The organism is Confluentibacter lentus (assembly GCF_002806995.1).
Taxonomy (GTDB): domain Bacteria; phylum Bacteroidota; class Bacteroidia; order Flavobacteriales; family Flavobacteriaceae; genus Confluentibacter; species Confluentibacter lentus.
In genome coordinates this window covers 56,740-74,204 of record NZ_NIHE01000003.1, presented here as the reverse complement: position 1 = coordinate 74,204, position 17,465 = coordinate 56,740, and the positions used below count along the sequence as shown (strand labels likewise).

Annotated in this window: 20 protein-coding genes; 18 read left to right on the top strand and 2 right to left on the bottom strand. The window is 34.6% G+C overall.

All coding sequences use genetic code 11. The features are described 5' to 3' along the window. Nucleotides 1-69: 69 nt before the first annotated feature. Together CDH50_RS07220 and CDH50_RS07215 are read left to right on the top strand one after the other, a co-directional pair. On the top strand, nt 70-1,782 hold the full coding sequence (locus CDH50_RS07220) for a sodium:solute symporter (protein WP_100611350.1): 1,713 nt from the start codon (nt 70-72) through the stop codon (nt 1,780-1,782). Then, entirely contained in the window at nt 1,760-2,752 is a 993-nt protein-coding gene (locus tag CDH50_RS07215) for a Gfo/Idh/MocA family protein (RefSeq protein WP_100611349.1), read from the top strand. Before CDH50_RS07220 ends, CDH50_RS07215 begins: the two co-directional genes overlap by 23 nt. Nucleotides 2,753-2,840: 88 nt before the next feature. On the opposite strand, the gene CDH50_RS07210 is transcribed toward CDH50_RS07215, so the two are convergent. Together CDH50_RS07210 and CDH50_RS07205 are read right to left on the bottom strand one after the other, a co-directional pair. Next, nucleotides 2,841-3,692 (bottom strand): DUF2911 domain-containing protein, encoded by an 852-nt coding sequence (locus CDH50_RS07210; RefSeq protein ID WP_100611348.1) that lies wholly within the window; start codon nt 3,690-3,692, stop codon nt 2,841-2,843. Between the two features lie 182 nt (nt 3,693-3,874). Next, complete coding sequence (locus tag CDH50_RS07205) at nt 3,875-4,576, bottom strand: DUF1003 domain-containing protein (protein ID WP_100611347.1); 702 nt, start codon at nt 4,574-4,576, stop codon at nt 3,875-3,877. Between the two features lie 68 nt (nt 4,577-4,644). Between CDH50_RS07205 and CDH50_RS07200 the strand changes: the two genes are divergently transcribed. From CDH50_RS07200 to CDH50_RS07125, 16 genes are all read left to right on the top strand, one after another. Further along, nucleotides 4,645-5,541 (top strand): alpha/beta hydrolase, encoded by an 897-nt coding sequence (locus CDH50_RS07200; protein ID WP_100611346.1) that lies wholly within the window; start codon nt 4,645-4,647, stop codon nt 5,539-5,541. Between the two features lie 171 nt (nt 5,542-5,712). Beyond that, entirely contained in the window at nt 5,713-6,369 is a 657-nt protein-coding gene (locus CDH50_RS07195; RefSeq protein ID WP_100611345.1) for a TetR/AcrR family transcriptional regulator, read from the top strand. A gap of 8 nt (nt 6,370-6,377) precedes the next feature. Continuing rightward, complete coding sequence (locus CDH50_RS07190) at nt 6,378-7,688, top strand: ABC1 kinase family protein (protein ID WP_100611344.1); 1,311 nt, start codon at nt 6,378-6,380, stop codon at nt 7,686-7,688. Further along, nucleotides 7,688-8,311, top strand: coding sequence for a flavin reductase family protein (locus CDH50_RS07185; RefSeq protein WP_100611343.1), 624 nt, complete (start codon nt 7,688-7,690; stop codon nt 8,309-8,311). Before CDH50_RS07190 ends, CDH50_RS07185 begins: the two co-directional genes overlap by 1 nt. Continuing rightward, on the top strand, nt 8,312-9,733 hold the full coding sequence (locus tag CDH50_RS07180) for an SDR family oxidoreductase (protein ID WP_100611342.1): 1,422 nt from the start codon (nt 8,312-8,314) through the stop codon (nt 9,731-9,733). It begins immediately after the preceding gene. Between the two features lie 6 nt (nt 9,734-9,739). Further along, nucleotides 9,740-9,880 (top strand): DUF2256 domain-containing protein, encoded by a 141-nt coding sequence (locus CDH50_RS07175; protein ID WP_100611692.1) that lies wholly within the window; start codon nt 9,740-9,742, stop codon nt 9,878-9,880. Beyond that, nucleotides 9,850-11,163, top strand: coding sequence for a DASH family cryptochrome (locus CDH50_RS07170; protein WP_100611341.1), 1,314 nt, complete (start codon nt 9,850-9,852; stop codon nt 11,161-11,163). The genes CDH50_RS07175 and CDH50_RS07170 overlap by 31 nt, the downstream gene beginning before the upstream one ends. After that, on the top strand, nt 11,160-12,692 hold the full coding sequence (locus CDH50_RS07165; protein ID WP_100611340.1) for a cryptochrome/photolyase family protein: 1,533 nt from the start codon (nt 11,160-11,162) through the stop codon (nt 12,690-12,692). The genes CDH50_RS07170 and CDH50_RS07165 overlap by 4 nt, the downstream gene beginning before the upstream one ends. After that, complete coding sequence (locus tag CDH50_RS07160; protein WP_100611339.1) at nt 12,682-14,157, top strand: cryptochrome/deoxyribodipyrimidine photo-lyase family protein; 1,476 nt, start codon at nt 12,682-12,684, stop codon at nt 14,155-14,157. Before CDH50_RS07165 ends, CDH50_RS07160 begins: the two co-directional genes overlap by 11 nt. Nucleotides 14,158-14,256: 99 nt before the next feature. Further along, complete coding sequence (locus CDH50_RS07155; protein ID WP_100611338.1) at nt 14,257-14,682, top strand: hypothetical protein; 426 nt, start codon at nt 14,257-14,259, stop codon at nt 14,680-14,682. Then, nucleotides 14,682-14,957 (top strand): TIGR03643 family protein, encoded by a 276-nt coding sequence (locus tag CDH50_RS07150; protein WP_100611337.1) that lies wholly within the window; start codon nt 14,682-14,684, stop codon nt 14,955-14,957. The genes CDH50_RS07155 and CDH50_RS07150 overlap by 1 nt, the downstream gene beginning before the upstream one ends. Before the next feature lie 123 nt (nt 14,958-15,080). After that, entirely contained in the window at nt 15,081-15,296 is a 216-nt protein-coding gene (locus CDH50_RS07145; protein ID WP_100611336.1) for a hypothetical protein, read from the top strand. 6 nt (nt 15,297-15,302) lie between these two features. After that, entirely contained in the window at nt 15,303-15,986 is a 684-nt protein-coding gene (locus CDH50_RS07140) for an SDR family NAD(P)-dependent oxidoreductase (protein ID WP_100611335.1), read from the top strand. Between the two features lie 17 nt (nt 15,987-16,003). Beyond that, nucleotides 16,004-16,543, top strand: a complete 540-nt coding sequence (locus CDH50_RS07135) for a glutathione peroxidase (protein WP_100611334.1) — start codon at nt 16,004-16,006, stop codon at nt 16,541-16,543. Further along, on the top strand, nt 16,540-17,001 hold the full coding sequence (locus tag CDH50_RS07130) for a TspO/MBR family protein (RefSeq protein ID WP_100611333.1): 462 nt from the start codon (nt 16,540-16,542) through the stop codon (nt 16,999-17,001). Before CDH50_RS07135 ends, CDH50_RS07130 begins: the two co-directional genes overlap by 4 nt. Continuing rightward, nucleotides 17,001-17,462 carry an SRPBCC family protein gene (locus CDH50_RS07125; RefSeq protein ID WP_100611332.1) on the top strand — a complete coding sequence of 154 codons (462 nt, stop codon included), beginning with the start codon at nt 17,001-17,003 and terminating at the stop codon, nt 17,460-17,462. Before CDH50_RS07130 ends, CDH50_RS07125 begins: the two co-directional genes overlap by 1 nt. Nucleotides 17,463-17,465: the final 3 nt, after the last annotated feature.

Below are 17,465 nucleotides of genomic sequence, written 5' to 3'. Positions count from 1 at the left end.
CGCTAGTGCTCGTTGCGAATGCTGTTTATATCATCTTATTTTATTTTTTAACAAAATCCATATAAAACAATGCAAAAACTCTACTGGATAGATTGGATTGTTTTATTAGTTACCCTTTTAGGTATTGTAATTTATGGTACTTGGCAAACCCGAGGCAGCAAAAATGTACAGGACTATATAAAAGGAGGTAATACCTCAAAATGGTGGACTATTGGTTTATCGGTCATGGCAACGCAAGCCAGTGCCATTACCTTTCTTTCAACACCCGGACAAGCATTCAATGACGGCATGGGCTTTGTGCAATTCTATTTTGGTTTACCCATAGCCATGATTGTTATTTGCATGGTTTTTATTCCCTTATACCATCGCCTGAATGTATATACAGCTTATGAATTTCTTGAAAATCGTTTCGATTTAAAAACCAGAACCCTTACAGCCATTTTATTTTTAATCCAGCGTGGCTTAGCGGCAGGCATAACCATTTTTGCGCCTGCTATTATTTTATCCGTTGTATTGGGTTGGAATTTATTGATTCTGAATATTATCATCGGTGTTTTGGTGATTATTTATACTGTTTCTGGTGGTACGAAGGCGGTTAACGTGACCCAAAAACATCAAATGGTGATTATTTTTGTAGGCATGCTTGTGGCATTTTTTATTATCATAAGTAAACTCCCTCAGGATATTACCTTTACCAAAGCCCTTCATATAGCTAATGCTAGTGGTAAAATGAATATTTTGGACTTTTCCTTTGATCTCGATAATCGTTATACCTTTTGGAGTGGTATTATTGGCGGCACGTTTTTAATGCTATCTTATTTTGGCACTGACCAAAGTCAAGTACAGCGCTATTTATCTGGAAAATCCGTAAAGGAAATGCAATTGGGACTTCTTTTTAACGGATTACTGAAAGTACCTATGCAATTTTTTATTTTGTTGGTTGGCACCATGGTTTTCGTGTTTTATCAGTTTAACCAAGCTCCTTTAAATTTTAATCCGAATGCCACCGAATTTATTCTTAATTCTGAATTTGCCGACGATTATAAATCACTTCAACAAGAAGAAGATATTATTTTTAATGATAAACGGGAACATATACAATCATACGTAAGTTCTGAAGCTATTGAAGCTTCAAAAGCTATTGTATTAGCGAATGAGGCCAATAAAAAAGTCAGGGATAAAGCGAAATCACTTATTGATAAAGCTGCTGAAAGGCAAAAAGTGAAGATAGAAAAAAACGACGTTGATTATGTGTTTATTTATTTTATTCTGAATAATCTACCGCGAGGACTTATAGGCTTACTTTTAGCCGTTATTTTAAGTGCCGCCATGTCCAGTACCTCTAGCGAATTGAATGCTTTGGGTTCTACAACTGCCATCGATTTATATAAACGAAATACCAGCGAAAAAACCGAAGACCACATGGTAAAAGCCTCCAAATGGTTTACATTCGCTTGGGGCTTGATAGCGATTGGCGTTGCTTGTATTGCCAATCTTGCTGAAAATTTAATTCAGTTGGTAAATATTATTGGCTCCATATTTTATGGCAATGTATTGGGCATCTTTTTATTAGCTTTCTTTTTTAAGTTTGTTAAAGGAAATGCCGTTTTTATAAGTGCGTTAATTACCCAAGCCATCGTCATTACACTTTATTTTTTAGACCTATACGAATATATCAACCTGCCTTTTTTATGGTTAAATTTTGTAGGCTGTACCATAGTGATTACTATTGCAATTATATTACAACTAACAACAAGAAATGACAGAACTATCACAAACTAAAAAAATCAAATGGGGCATTATTGGCCTAGGCGGTATTGCCAATAAATTCGCAAACGATCTTTTAAGCATTGAAGATGCTGAATTATATGCTGTAGCCTCAAGATCACAAGAAAAAGCCGATGCATTTGCAAAAAAATATGGTGCTACAAAAGCGTATGCAACCTATGAAGATTTAGCAAACGACCCTAATATTGATGCCGTTTATATAGCAACGCCGCATGCCCTTCATAAAGACAATGTATTGATGTGCTTAGAGAAAGGCATCGCTGTTCTGGGTGAAAAACCATTCGCTATGGATGCCAAGGAAGTAGATGACATGATTGCTAAAGCCAAGGAAAAAAACGTATTGCTTATGGAAGCGTTGTGGACCTATTTCTTACCGCATTACCGATACGTACTAAACGAATTAGAAAACAAAACCTATGGAGATATTCTAAAAATAGAAAGTGATTTCGGATTTAAAAAACCGTTTGATACTGAAGATAGATTATTCAACAAAGCTGTCGGTGGTGGTAGTCTATTGGATATTGGCATCTACCCTATTTTCGCCAGTTTATCGACTTTAGGAATGCCGAATAATATTGAAGCAAGCGCTACTTTCTTTGAAAATGGCATCGATTCTTCATGCCACATGGTTTTTAATTACGGCGATAATGTTACTGCCCATTTAAAAAGTTCCATTTTGGAAGTATTCCCAACGGAAGCCATTTTTTATTGTGAAAAGGGAACTATAAAAATCAATAGGGAATTTCATTGTCCTTCAACAGTTACTATTCTAGCGAACGGCATAGAAAAAACTATTGATTTTGAATATGATAGCAACATATTTGGTTATAAATACGAAACCATGCATTTCAACAAACTACTTCAAGAAGGTAAAAAAGAAAGCGATATCATGACGTTTGATTTCAGTAGAAACCTCATTAAATTGCTTGATGATGTGAGGGAAATTATCAATTTGAATTATTAAAAACTTAAAAACCTAACAGAAATAAATCTGTTAGGTTTTTAAGTTTTTGTGAAATCTTCTAAAAGTCTAAGAAGTCCAATATTCTAAATTACATGGCTCCCCACTCTTTCAAAGAATCTTTGTTCATTTTTACATAATCATTATTTCCAGCAGCTTCAGAAGCAGCTAACGATTTTTTTGCAACGGCAATAGCACCAGCCTTATCGCCTGCTTTTGCATAAATTAAAGATTGTTGTCTCAATTGCCAAAACTGGGCTTTATCTCCTGACATCTCCATTGCTTTATCAATCCAAGTTTTTGCTTGTTTGATATCTTTATTTTCTTGTAAATAATAAACAGCAGCATTAAAATAATCATTAGCTGTTGGTGTAGCATTCATAACATCATTGATGCTGGTTAAAACCATTTCATCAGTAGGGACATCAATTTTCACACCCACATATACTTGTTCCCACATAATGCCTAAAACCCCACTATTACTGGTTAAATCATCAAATGATATGGTAAACGTTTCAATATTCATTGGTAAAGGATATATTTCAACACTTACTTTGGCAGCTACTTTAGAATCGTCCCAATTCGCTGGCAGTCCATTGTTTGCACTATCTGTATAAAATATAACATCCCATGATGTAGCGTTTGGAATAGCGTAAATAGCATAAGTTCCTGATTTTAAAGTTTTACCTCCTACAGAAACATCTGTACTGAATGTAATTTTTGTATTCTGGTTAGCCCCTAAACGCCACACTTGACCATAAGGAACTAAATCTCCAAAAATCTTACGTTCTCTCATATTTGGTCTAGAATACTCCAGAACAAAATCTGTTAGACCAACTTTCTGCTCAATTTTAGAAAATGGACTTGGTTGTGGTGTTATAATTTGTGCATTAACAGTGAGCACAGTCGTCATGGTTAGTAAAAATACTAGTAGTTTTTTCATGTTATTTTTTTGATTTTATTTTAGTTAAAATTACACATTCTTAGGTTCTGATTTGTTAACAAAATCTTAAATTAAGTCGTAATCAATTTACCTAAATAACTCTAATGTAAAATATTAAGCGTCAAACTTTAAATACTTTATCTTGCTGATTATTATGAATTAACAATACTAAAAAAACACCCTTATCTAGCTTTAAGTTGGTTCATGATATCTTCCATCATCTCTATTTGAACTTGTTGAATGTTTAATAATTCTTGCTGCTGATGCATGATTAAATGGTCTATCTTTTCGTGAAGCATCCTAATTTCCAATTCAGATTTTAAATTCACCATATAATCTTGCTTGGCCCGTTCCCTATCTTTCTCTTCTTGTCTGTTTTGACTCATCATAATCACCGGGGCTTGTAATGCTGCTAAGCAAGACAGAATCAAATTCAGCAAAATAAATGGATACGGATCAAATCCTTTATTCATTAAAAACAACATATTTGAAGTTATCCAAATACCAATAAATAATCCGAATAAGATGATGAATCTCCAACTGCCACCAAATGCCGCCATTTTATCGGCCAATTGCTGACCAAAGGTGAATTTTGATTTTTCAGTATCGTCATTAATTCTTGAAGATAGCGTGCCTTCCTTTTGAAGTGTTTGTAAAACATCCTTTTCCAATGCATTCAATTCCCCAACCTCACTAGCTAAATAACCCGCAATATACTTTTGGCGATAAAGATTTAATTCTGAAATAGATATATAAGATGTCGCATCGAAATCAGGATAATCATTTTTTATTGTATCCAAAATGGATTTTCTAATACTTTTCCCTATAACTTTTTCATTTTCAGGAAATTCTTTTTTTGAAATACTGCTAACAAATGTTTTCATAGCTCCTTTTTTAACCTTTAATTTGCCTATTATTTCATTTCTTAAAATTATTCAATTTACACCATACTATGAACAATAAGATAACAACATGTGTATTGTTGTTTTTTTCTTTTATCGCAATATCCCAAACCAGATATATCGATCCTGTTTTCGATAGCATAAGCAGTAAAACCTACACCTATTCCATTAAGGGTAAGGACACATTAAAATTAGATATTTATGAACCTGAAAACGATTCACTAATTAAAAGGCCTTTGTTTGTTATTTTACATGGTGGCGGTTTCAATTCTGGTAGTAGAAATACCAATTCGCTCATCAATTTAGCTGAAAATGTTGCAAAAAAAGGGTATGTTGTAACTTCTATTGATTATAGATTGTTAAAAAGAGGCGAGTATTTTAGCTGTAATTTACCTGTAAATAGAAAATTAAAAGTTTATAGTAATGCTGCAGATGATTTACTAAGTGCCTTAGAATATTTGTTAAAGTACAAAACCAACTTTAGAATTGATGAATCTAAAATTGTTATCATTGGTATAAGCGCTGGAGCAGAAACGGCTTTAAATGTTATTTACAATAGAGAATTAGTTATTAAAAATTTAGATAGATACGCACATATTAAACCTGCCGCCGTTATTTCTATTTCTGGAGCTTTATTGAATGCCGATTTAATAAATAATGCGGTTCCGGGTGTTTTTTATCACGGGGCTTTAGATAAAATTGTTCCCTACGGCAAAGGGGCGCACCATGCCTGCGATTTGAAAAGTAAAGGGTTTTTGATTATTGACGGGTCGCAACGAATTACCGAAAAATTAGAAGCTATTAATTCCAGTTTTATGTTTTATAGTTACTTTAAACAAGGGCATGATGAATTCGATATACCAAATATTGATATTAAAGAAGCCTTTATTTTTGTTAACGATATTGTCTTCGAAAAGAAATTCTATCAGGCTAAGATTACTCAATAAATCTTCTACCCGAAACTTTAACAAACATCTTTAAAGTCAATAAAATTATTTCATCTTTCATTTGAATACACCTATTCTAAATGATGCTTTTTGTTTTTAATGTTAATATTTGTTTAACTTTTTTAATAAATAGTTAAACATTTTGTATCTTTACGCTATATCTATAAAGTCATGGCAAAAAAGAAAACAATTACTGAAAACGACATCATCACATGGTATATGGATTATGTTTTAGAACATAACCAACATCCTAAATCGGTGTATGCGTTCTCAAAAGCAAATAATATTGAAGAATCATTGTTTTATACTCATTTCGGGTCCTTTGAAGCGATTGAAAAGCACGTTTTCAAAGCATTTTTTGATAATACCATCATGGTTTTAGAAAAGAATGAGGATTACAGTACCTATGACTCACGCAACAAATTATTGGCATTTTATTTTACCTTTTTTGAAAACTTAACTGCCAACAGAAGTTATGTAGTTTATGCTTTGAACAAGCACAAAAACAGTCTCAAAAATCTAGCTGTCTTATCGGAATTAAAACGTCATTTTTCAAAATACATTGACCAATTAGGCATTGAAACACTTGATATCAAACAAGTTCAGATTGAAAAACTTCAAACCAAAGCCATTAGTGAATCTGCTTGGATTCAATTGTTGGTTACCATGAAATTCTGGATGGATGACACATCTACTAGTTTTGAGAAAACGGACATTTTTATAGAAAAATCGGTAAACACCAGTTTCGATATTTTAAATATTGCCCCAATTAAAAGTGTCATCGACTTTGGGAAATTTCTTTTCAAAGAAAAAATGTACATGAATTAAAAAAGAAAATGAAAACCATAGATAGTATACCTACTTCAAAAATACAACGTGCCAGCAAATTAGTATCTGCTGGTGCCAAAGTCGGCGTTAATTACCTCAAGTATTATGGGGATAAAATGATTAATCCAGAAACAGAGGCTAAAGAGCGCTTAAACAAAAATAATGCAGAAGATATTTATGATGGGCTGAAACAGTTAAAAGGAAGTGCTTTAAAAGTAGCACAAATGCTAAGCATGGAAAAAAGTATTTTACCTCAAGCTTATGTCGAGAAATTTTCACTTTCACAATTTTCGGTACCGCCATTATCTCCGCCTTTAGTTATAAAAACATTCAAAACATATTTCGGGAAATCTCCCAATGACATATACGATACTTTTAATGCAACTTCTGTAAATGCCGCAAGCATCGGACAAGTCCATGTTGCGGAAAAAGATGGGAAACAACTTGCTGTGAAAATCCAATACCCAGGAGTTGCAAAAAGTATCGCGTCCGATTTGGCGATGGTAAAACCCATTGCCATGAGTATGTTTAATATTAAGGGAAAAGATTCCGATAAGTATTTTAAGGAAGTAGAAAATAAACTTATTGAGGAAACGGATTATTTGTTGGAAATGAAACAAAGTAAGGAAATTGCTTTGGCTTGCTCTCACATTTCCAACTTATTGTTTCCCAAATATTATGAAGATTTATCATGTGAACGCATCATCACCATGGATTATATGGAAGGCGAACATATTTCGGAGTTTACAGCTTACAATACGGATGCTGATAAGTCCAATAAACTCGGACAATCGCTTTGGGATTTCTATATGTATCAAATACATGTGTTGAGAAAAGTACATGCCGACCCACATCCGGGTAATTTTTTAATTTCAAAAAACGCAGAGCTTATCGCCTTGGATTTTGGCTGTATGAAAGCCATCCCCAATGATTTTTATGTGCCTTATTTTGAACTGGCAAAGCCTGAAAACATAAATGATAAAGCCTATTTTACATCTAAGTTGTTTGAATTGGAAATATTAAAAGAAGACGATAGTAAAGAAGAATTGGAATTTTTTACTACCATGTTTCACGAGATGCTGAGTTTATTTACACAACCGTTTCATAACGAGTATTTTGATTTTTCAGATAAAAATTTCTTTGGAAAAATTGCGGAACTGGGTGAACGCTACTCTAAAAGTACCGATTTAAAGAAAATGAATGGTAATAGAGGTTCTAAGCATTTTATATACATAAACCGAACTTTTTTTGGTCTATATAATTTAATGTTCGATTTAAAAGCGAGCAATATAAAAATAAATAATTACAAAAATTTATAATGGCTTATTTCAGTAACAAAGACATTTCAGAATTAAATCATTTTTACAAAATAAATCTCATTAACAGTTGTTCTGGTTATAAATCCGCCAACCTAATTGGTACAAAATCAGCCAGCGGTATTTCGAATGTGGCCATTTTTAGTTCGGTGATACATTTAGGCTCAGAACCCGCTTTGCTAGGATTTATTTTAAGACCAACAACCGTCGCTCGAAATACTTACGACAACATTAAAGAAACAGGTGTATATACCATAAATCATGTACATCAAGCCATTATTGAAGAGGCGCATCACACATCAGCTAAATACGATGCTTCCATTTCAGAATTTGATATGACTTCGTTGGACGAAGAATTTTTAAACCACTTTCAGGCACCTTACGTCAAAAATGCACCAGTTCAAATGGGCATGAAATATGTTGAAGAATATCATATCAAAGAGAATGGTACCATCCTTTTGATTGGGGAAATTCAGCATTTAAACATCAACGATCATCTTTTAAAGGAAGATGGTTTTGTCAATTTAGTCGAAGCAAATGTAGTTGCCATCAATGGATTAGATGGTTATGCAGTGCCCATATCACAAACACGTTTGGATTACCAAAGGCCTAAAAAATCATCATAAATGAAAATTCTCGTTACAGGCGCCACTGGCTATATTGGTAAAAGGCTCATCCCTTTATTAATACAAGAAGGACATGACGTTATTTGCGCTGTTAGAGATACCATGCGTGCTGATAAAGGGTATTTAAAAGAAGAAAAAGTTTCTTTTGTTCAAGTGGATTTTTTGGATGATGCGACCTTAAATAATATTCCAAAGGATATAGATGTTGCTTACTACTTGATACATTCCATGTCCAATGCCTCAGAAGATTTTAGCATTCTGGAAGCACGTTGCGCTATGAATTTTAAAAATAGCATGGAACAGACGGCTGTGAAACAAGTAATTTATTTGAGTGGTATCACCAACGAAAAAGAACTTTCCAAACACTTAAGTTCGCGCAAGCATGTAGAAGACGTTTTACAATCAAATACCTATGCATTAACCATTTTTAAAGCGGGTATTATTGTCGGTTCTGGCAGTTCTTCTTTTGAAATTATTAGGGATTTGGTTGAAAAACTCCCTTTTATGATAGCACCAAAATGGCTGAATACAAAAACACAGCCCATTGCCGTAAGGGATGTTTTGTCCTTTTTAGTAAATAGTGCTGGAAACACAATGTTATACAACACGTCTTATGATATTTTCGGACCGGAAATATTGACTTACAAAGAGATGCTACTTAAGTTCGCTGAAGTACGAAAACTTAAAAGATACATTGTCACAGTTCCTGTGATGACACCAAAATTATCATCATATTGGTTGTATTTTGTCACCTCTACATCCTATAAATTGGCAACGACTTTGGTAGATAGTATGGGCGTTCAAATTATTGGAAAACCAAGTGATATCAATAGTATTTTAGGTGTTATTCCTTTAACTTACAAGAAAGCGGTGGAATTAGCTTTTGAGAAAATTGAGCAGAATAGCATCATCTCTAGTTGGAAGGATTCTCTGGTGAGTAGTGGCAGATTAGGAAATGATTTGCACAAATACATTAACGTTCCAAAATTCGGTTGTTTTAAAGATTACAAGGAAAGAAAGGTTAAAAATGAAACCGAAGCCCTAAATAAAATTTGGTCCATAGGCGGTAAAAATGGTTGGTATTACGGTAACTTTTTATGGAAAATCCGTGGATATATCGATAAACTTTTTGGAGGCATTGGATTAAGACGAGGCAGAACGAGTCCGACGGACTTGGATGCCGGCGATGCCCTCGACTTTTGGCGTGTTATTTTTGCGGATAAACAACAAAAAAAATTGCTTTTATATGCCGAAATGAAACTTCCTGGGGAAGCTTGGCTGGAATTTAAAATCGAAGACGGCATTTTAAAACAAACCGCCACATTCAGACCTCGCGGATTAGCGGGCAGATTGTATTGGTATGCCGTTTTGCCGTTTCACGGCATTATTTTTAATGGATTGATTAAAGAATTAGCCCATTAAAACATGATTAAAAAGCAACACTTACCTCAAAAAACATGTGTTGTTTGTCAATTGCCTTTTACTTGGCGAAAAAAATGGGAAAAGAATTGGGAATCCGTCAAATATTGTAGTGAACGATGCAGGAAACACAAAACAAAAACGTTTTAATATGGTTTAGAAACGACTTGAGGATTCATGATAATGCCGTGCTTCAATCGGCTATCAATGCATCCCAAAATGTTATTGCGCTCTATTGTTTTGACCCCAGACATTATGAAACCACGCCTTTTGGATTCAAAAAAACCGAAAAATTCAGGGCAAAATTTTTAATTGAAACGGTTTCGGATTTAAAAACACAATTAGCAAAGCTGAATATTAGCTTGCTAGTGTGTGTTGAAAAACCTGAAATCATCATTCCAGAAATCATCATAAAATTATCAGTAGACTCCGTTTATCTTCAAAAGGAATGGACCAGCGAAGAAGTTGACGTTCTCGAACAGGTGAAAAAAGCATCTCCAAAACATGTTGATTTTAAAGAAGTTTACAACCAATTTTTATTTCATCCTGACGATGTGCCTTTTTCATCCTCAGAAATTCCGGAAGTATTTACGGTTTTCAGGAAAAAAGTGGAAACTTCTGTTGCCGTTAGAGCATCATTACAGATAACAGAGTGTCTTGAAAATCAAATGCCGCTCCTAGACATTAAGGTTCCTACCTTACATGATTTAGGCTTCGAAGCTTTTGAAATGCATCCAAAAACAGCATTTCCGTTTCAAGGTGGCGAAACTTCCGCTTTAAAACACCTTCAAAGTTATCTTTTTGAAAGCAAAAAAGTCGGATTTTATAAACTGACCCGTAACGGATTGATTGGTGTAGATTACAGTTCTAAATGCTCTCCATGGCTCGCTAATGGTAGTCTTTCCGCCAGAACCATCTATTGGGAAATGAAACGTTTTGAGCAGGAACATGTTAAAAATGAATCCACTTATTGGCTCATTTTCGAATTGATTTGGAGGGATTATTTTAAATACATATCGATGAAGCATCAAAATAATATTTTCAAAATTGGCGGCATTCTTCAAAAAGAATATGAATGGAAAACCAACAAACAGTACGTTCAACAATGGATGGATGGCAACACGAAAGAGCCTTTTGTGAACGCCAATATGATAGAATTGAAAAAAACAGGTTGGATGAGCAATCGCGGCCGACAAAATGTAGCCTCCTATTTTGCGAAAGACATGTTGATGGATTGGCGTATGGGGGCCGCTTATTTTGAATCGATGCTGATTGATTATGATGTGCACAGCAATTATGGCAACTGGATGTATGTGTCTGGCGTTGGCAACGACCCAAGGGATAGAAAATTTAATATCCCTTTGCAAGCAAAAAACTATGATGGCAATGGTACTTATCAAAAATTATGGTTGCAAAATTCCTTGTTTGAATGAAGACATTACGACTCATATTAGGCGATCAATTACACATCAAACATTCTTGGTTTAAAGATGTTGATGAGTCTGTTACTTATTGTTTGTTTGAAATGCGTCAAGAAACCAATTATGTGGTTCATCACATTCAAAAAGTCATCGGATTTTTTGCTGCCATGCGTCAATTTTCGGAAGATTTAAAAACCTTAGGACATCGCGTGGTTTATTTTAAAATCAATGACAAACAAAATACGCAAAGCTTAACTGAAAATCTTCATTTATTAATCAAACAAGAAAACATACAGCACTTTGAATATCAATTACCTGATGAATACCGATTAGACCAACAATTACAAGCATTTTGTGATGCTATTTCTATACCTTCAAAAGCATATTCCACCGAACATTTTTATACAAAACGAAGTGACTTAGCAGTATTTTTCAAAGGTAAAAAACAATATCTCATGGAAAATTTCTATCGGGATATGCGTAAAAAACATGATATTTTAATGGTAGCCAACCAACCCGAAGGTGGCCAATGGAATTACGATAAAAGCAACAGAAACAAATGGCATGGAACAGATGTTATTCCTGCATTTAAAGACTTTAATAATCCTGTTGAAGATATTATCACAGATATAGAAAAAGCTAATATCAAAACCATGCGGAATTTTAAAACCAAGACGTTTTCATATCCCATAACCAGAGCACAAGCTTTGGAGCAATTAAAATATTTCTGTGAAAATTTATTGATTCATTTTGGGGATTATCAAGATGCGATGCACGCCAAAGAGCCCTTTTTATTCCACTCCCGATTATCATTTGCTATGAATATTAAACTCATCACAGCAAAGGATGTGGTAAAAACGGTGCTTAATTATTATCGGAGTCATTCTCAAGACATCGCTATTTCCCAAGTAGAAGGTTTTATTCGTCAAATCATTGGTTGGAGGGAATACATGCGCGGTATGTATTGGGCACTAATGCCAGAATTTAAAACCGCAAATGCCTTAGAAAACACCAACAAGCTTCCTGACTTTTTTTGGACAGGAAACACCAAAATGAATTGTTTAAAACATGCCATCACCAACTCATTGGATAATGCCTATGCACATCACATCCAACGCTTGATGGTTACTGGAAATTATGCCTTGCTCACCCAAACACATCCTGACGACGTGGATGCATGGTATTTAGGCATTTATTTGGATGCTGTGGAATGGGTGCAATTGCCCAACACCAGAGGCATGAGCCAGTATGCAGATGGTGGAAAAATAGCGACCAAACCGTATGTATCATCAGCCTCATACATCCATAAAATGAGTAATTATTGTGATACCTGTTACTATAATAAAACAAAAAAACTAGAATCCGATGCGTGTCCGTTTAACAGCCTTTATTGGAATTTTTTAGATGATAAAAGAACGCATTTGCAGGATAATTTCAGAATGGGAATAATGTACAATATTCTTGATAAAATGGACAAAGAAGACCTTTCCAAACTGAAGCAAAAAGCACAACATATTATAGAAAATCAAGATGCCTACTGATAAAGAACCCATTTCTGTTGTTTGGCTGAAACGCGACTTACGCTTGGATGATAATGAAGCCATCCAAAAGGCGTTAGCTTCGGGCAATCGTGTGCTGTTATTGTACGTGTTTGAACCCATGTTGTTGAATGATCCACATTATAGCGAGCGCCATTGGAATTTCATCAAGCAATCATTGGAAGACATAAATGAAAGATTAATACCATTCAACACGAAAATACTAACCATACAAACAGATATCATATTCGCATTCAACAAAATACAATCACATTTTAAAGTGGTTAAGGTGTTTTCACATCAAGAAACTGGTATTTTGGCAACTTTCAACAGAGATAAAATTTTCAAGCGTTTTTGTAAAAACAATTTCATCAATTGGCAGGAAAACATCAATAATGGCATTTACAGGGGCTTGCAAAACAGAGAACAATGGGTAGAGAAATGGGAAAGTTTTATGAATATGCCTTTGTGTAAATTTCATCCAAAATCTGAACAATTTCTATCTTTTGAAGATATTGCCATCCTTGAGCAAGAATGTCAAATCGTATCATTATCAACTCCAAAAACATCCAATTTTCAAAAAGGCGGTACTACCACTGGACTTAAATACTTAGAATCTTTTTTAAGCAGTCGCTACAAAAATTACATGTTTTCCATCTCAAAACCGTTGGATGCCAGAAAATCGTGTAGCAGGCTTTCTCCCTACCTAGCTTGGGGAAATCTTTCTGTGAGACAAGTTTTTAAATCGGCTTTGGAGTTGAATGTTTCGGCATCAAACAAAAAACAACTGGAAGCCTTTTTGTCCAGGCTCAAATGGCAGGCTCATTTTATCCAAAAGTTTGAAATGGAGCACACCATGGAAACAGAAAGTATCAACAAAGGTTATCATGATCTAAGAAAAGACTTGTCTAAACACCATCAAGAGGCTTGGAAAACAGGAAAAACTGGCGTACCATTGGTAGATGCCTGTATGCGTTGTTTGAACGAAACGGGGTATTTAAATTTCAGGATGCGTGCTTTGGTGGTTTCGTTTTTCACGCACAATTTATGGCAACCATGGCAAGAAGCCAGCAAACATTTATCACAACAGTTTTTGGATTTTGAACCCGGTATCCATTTTCCACAACTACAAATGCAGGCTGGTGAAACAGGCATTAACACGCTCAGAATTTATAATCCGATAAAAAATGGCTTGGAACACGACCCAGACGCCATATTTATTAAAAAATGGGTGCCGGAACTGAAAGATTTAGACACACCTTTTGCCCACGAACCTTATCTCATGACCGACATGGAACAACGGTTTTACAATGTGAGATTGGGAATCGATTACCCTTATCCCATTGTGGACATTCAAGCAAGCAGAAAAAAAGCGAGCACCACCCTTTGGAACCTTCAAAAAAATATGATTGTAAAGAATGAAAGCCTTCGCATCCTAAAAAAACATACACTCAACAAGCGAAAATAACATTGTTAGCTGTTCTATACTTCATATACAAACGTTAATTTTTGTTTAACATATATTAAAAAATATTAAACATTTCGTAAATTTGATGTATATTTGAACATGGTATTAGACACCACATATAAAAATAAGGAGCACGAAAACCTAATCAACGATTTGGTTGGAAAACGTTTTTCGTTTTTTCAGTCGATTAAAATGAAAGGCATCGGTTCTAAACGCATGATTATTGATGAGGTGAGTCCGAATATGAAATCATATACCAACACCATTTCCGATATTAATTATGCCAATATTGAAATGCGTTCTGGGGGTATTCTCATATATATCAATAAAGGGTTGAGTAATTTTACTTGGGTCATTCCCTATTATCAATTAGTGATTTATAAAACAGACGGAAGCAGTATTCATGCACAAGGGCGTTTTATAAAATTCAGAAATAATAACATGTTCAAAGAAAATAAATCCTTTTTTGATAAGCTTTTGGATAAAAAAATAGAACACGAATCGCAATACAATTTTCAGGGTTGATGATGTTTTTTTCAGAAATGGATAGAGATAGGATTGTAGAAATGGCTTGGGAAGACCGAACCACTTTTGAAGCCATTAAGTTTCAGTTTCAGATTAATGAACAACAGGTAATTGAAATGATGCGAAACGAACTAAAACCAAGTAGTTTTAAAAGATGGCGTAAACGTGTTCAAGGTCGTGCTACGAAACATGAAAAATTAAGAGGTTTTGACTTAGGAAGGTTTAAATGTTCTAGGCAAAAACAGATTTCCAATAATAGTATATCAAAACGATGATATAACTCATTATTAAATAAATCAATAAAAACAAAGGAAATATCCTATAATTCATTATATTGTTAAATTGTGGCAAAATGTCGCAAGCAAATAAAAAATTAAATAATATTTAGACTGGACATTATGGATATTGTTAACAAAGCTTTAGAATTTGAACAACGCAAACAAGTTTTTAAAACAACTAGCGAACGCATAGAGGCATCAAGAGAAGTGAAAGATCTTATTTTAGATTTGAATACGGTTTATAAAACCGAAAAAAATCCGGAATTAATGGACATCATGAAACGACTGACTGCCATCAAACAAAAAATAGAAAAACGTCTTAAGGGACGACCATAAATTAAAATGAAAACGATATTAATAATTGGCGGTAGCAAAGGCATTGGGAATGCCATTGTAAATGCATTAGTAAACACTCATAAGATTATTAATATCAGCAGAAGCGCGCCGCAACTGACGCACGACCATTTAACGCATTACAATTGTGATATCACCAAAGATGAACTTCCAGATCTTGAAAAAGCAGACGGATTAATCTATTGTCCAGGAAGCATCAATTTAAAACCCATATCCCGATTAAGCATCGATGAGTTTAAGGAAGATTTTGAAATCAATGTTTTAGGAGCCGTTAAAGCAATTCACAAATATTTGCCGATTTTGAAAAATGGTGAGAAACCTGCCATCATTCTTTTTAGTACCGTGGCCGCAAAATTGGGAATGCCTTTTCATGGCTCTATTGCCACGGCCAAAGCGGGTGTGGAAGGATTGGTAAAATCTTTAGGAGCCGAATTAGCACCAACCATCAGAATAAATGCCATCGCTCCAACCGTAACGGATACCGAATTGGCTTCCAAATTATTACGTAACGAGAAAATGATTGAAGCCATCACAGAACGCCACCCTCTTAAAAAAATCTTAAATCCGAACGAAGTTGCAGAAATGGCAGTATTTTTATTATCAGAAAAGGCAGCTTCCATATCCGGACAAATATTCCAAATGGATTGTGGCATTGTTTCATTCAAAATCTAATCTATAAAACTAATTTTATGAAAAAATTAATCTTTTTAAGTTTAATCCTTTTAGTATCAACAAAATCCATGGCACAATCCCCTAAATCATCTATCTACGACATCAAACTTACAGGCTTAGATGGTAGTCAAATAGATTTAAATAAATTTAAAGGAAAACACATTCTGTTTGTCAATGTCGCTTCAAAATGCGGTTTTACGGGACAATACGCCGAATTACAAGAACTTTACAACAAACACAAAGGCAATTTGATGGTTATTGGCGCGCCATGCAACCAATTTGCCAATCAAGAATCTGGAACTGCTAAAGAAATACAAGAATTCTGTCATGCCAATTACGGCGTCACGTTTTTAATGACTGAGAAGCTAGATGTGAAAGGCGACAAACAGCATCCTTTGTACCAATGGTTGACAAAAGCGTCTAAAAATGGGAAAGTGGATTCTGAAGTAAAATGGAATTTCCAAAAATATTTGGTGGATGGCAAAGGTAATTTAGTGGATTATTATTTATCAGCCGTAACACCTATGGATGCTAAAATTGTTAAAAACTTACAATGAAAATTTTAAAACTCATTGTCCTATTTTTAATCATCAATTTTGGCGCACTTGCCATTGGCTCATGGTTAATGGATGGCGGCTCAACTTCCGCTTGGTACACCAATTTAAATCAAGCGCCTTGGACACCACCCGGATGGGCTTTTGGTGCGGCTTGGTCGTTTATAATGATTTGTTTTTCGGTATATATGGCATATCTGTACACGGAATCACCAACCACCAAAGTGAAAACATTATTTCTCATTCAGTTTGTATTGAACGTCTCTTGGAATTTTATTTTTTTCAATCAACACTTGATTAGTTTGGGACTTTTAGATATTATTTTGCTCACCATAGTCGTAGCCGTGTTTTTGTTTACCTATATGAAACAGCTTAAAATAAAATCCCTTTTAATACTCCCCTACTTTGTTTGGTTGTGCATTGCGACGTCTCTTAACGCCTACATTCTTTTTAATAATTAATGAAAGTATATACTCTTTATAAAAAACAGCTCTTACCTATTTCAAAAAAGGAAGCTTGGGCATTTTTATCAGACCCAAAAAATTTAAAAACCATCACACCCGATTATATGGGTTTCGATATTTTATCTGGAGCGGACAGACCTATGTTTGCGGGTCAGATTATTCAATATATCGTCACGCCTATTTTAGGCATCAAAACCAAATGGGTTACGGAAATCACTCATGTGGTTGATGGCGAATATTTCGTTGATGAACAACGCTTTGGGCCTTATGCCTTATGGCACCACAAACATTTTATAAAAGAGATTGATGGCGGCGTGGAAATGGAAGACATTATTGATTATAAAGTGCCGTTCGGAATTTTAGGTCAGCTTGTTCAACCAATTTTAGTTCAACCGAAATTGGAGGAAATCTTCAATTACCGAACAAAAAAACTGGAAGAACTGTTTGGTACATTTTAAATT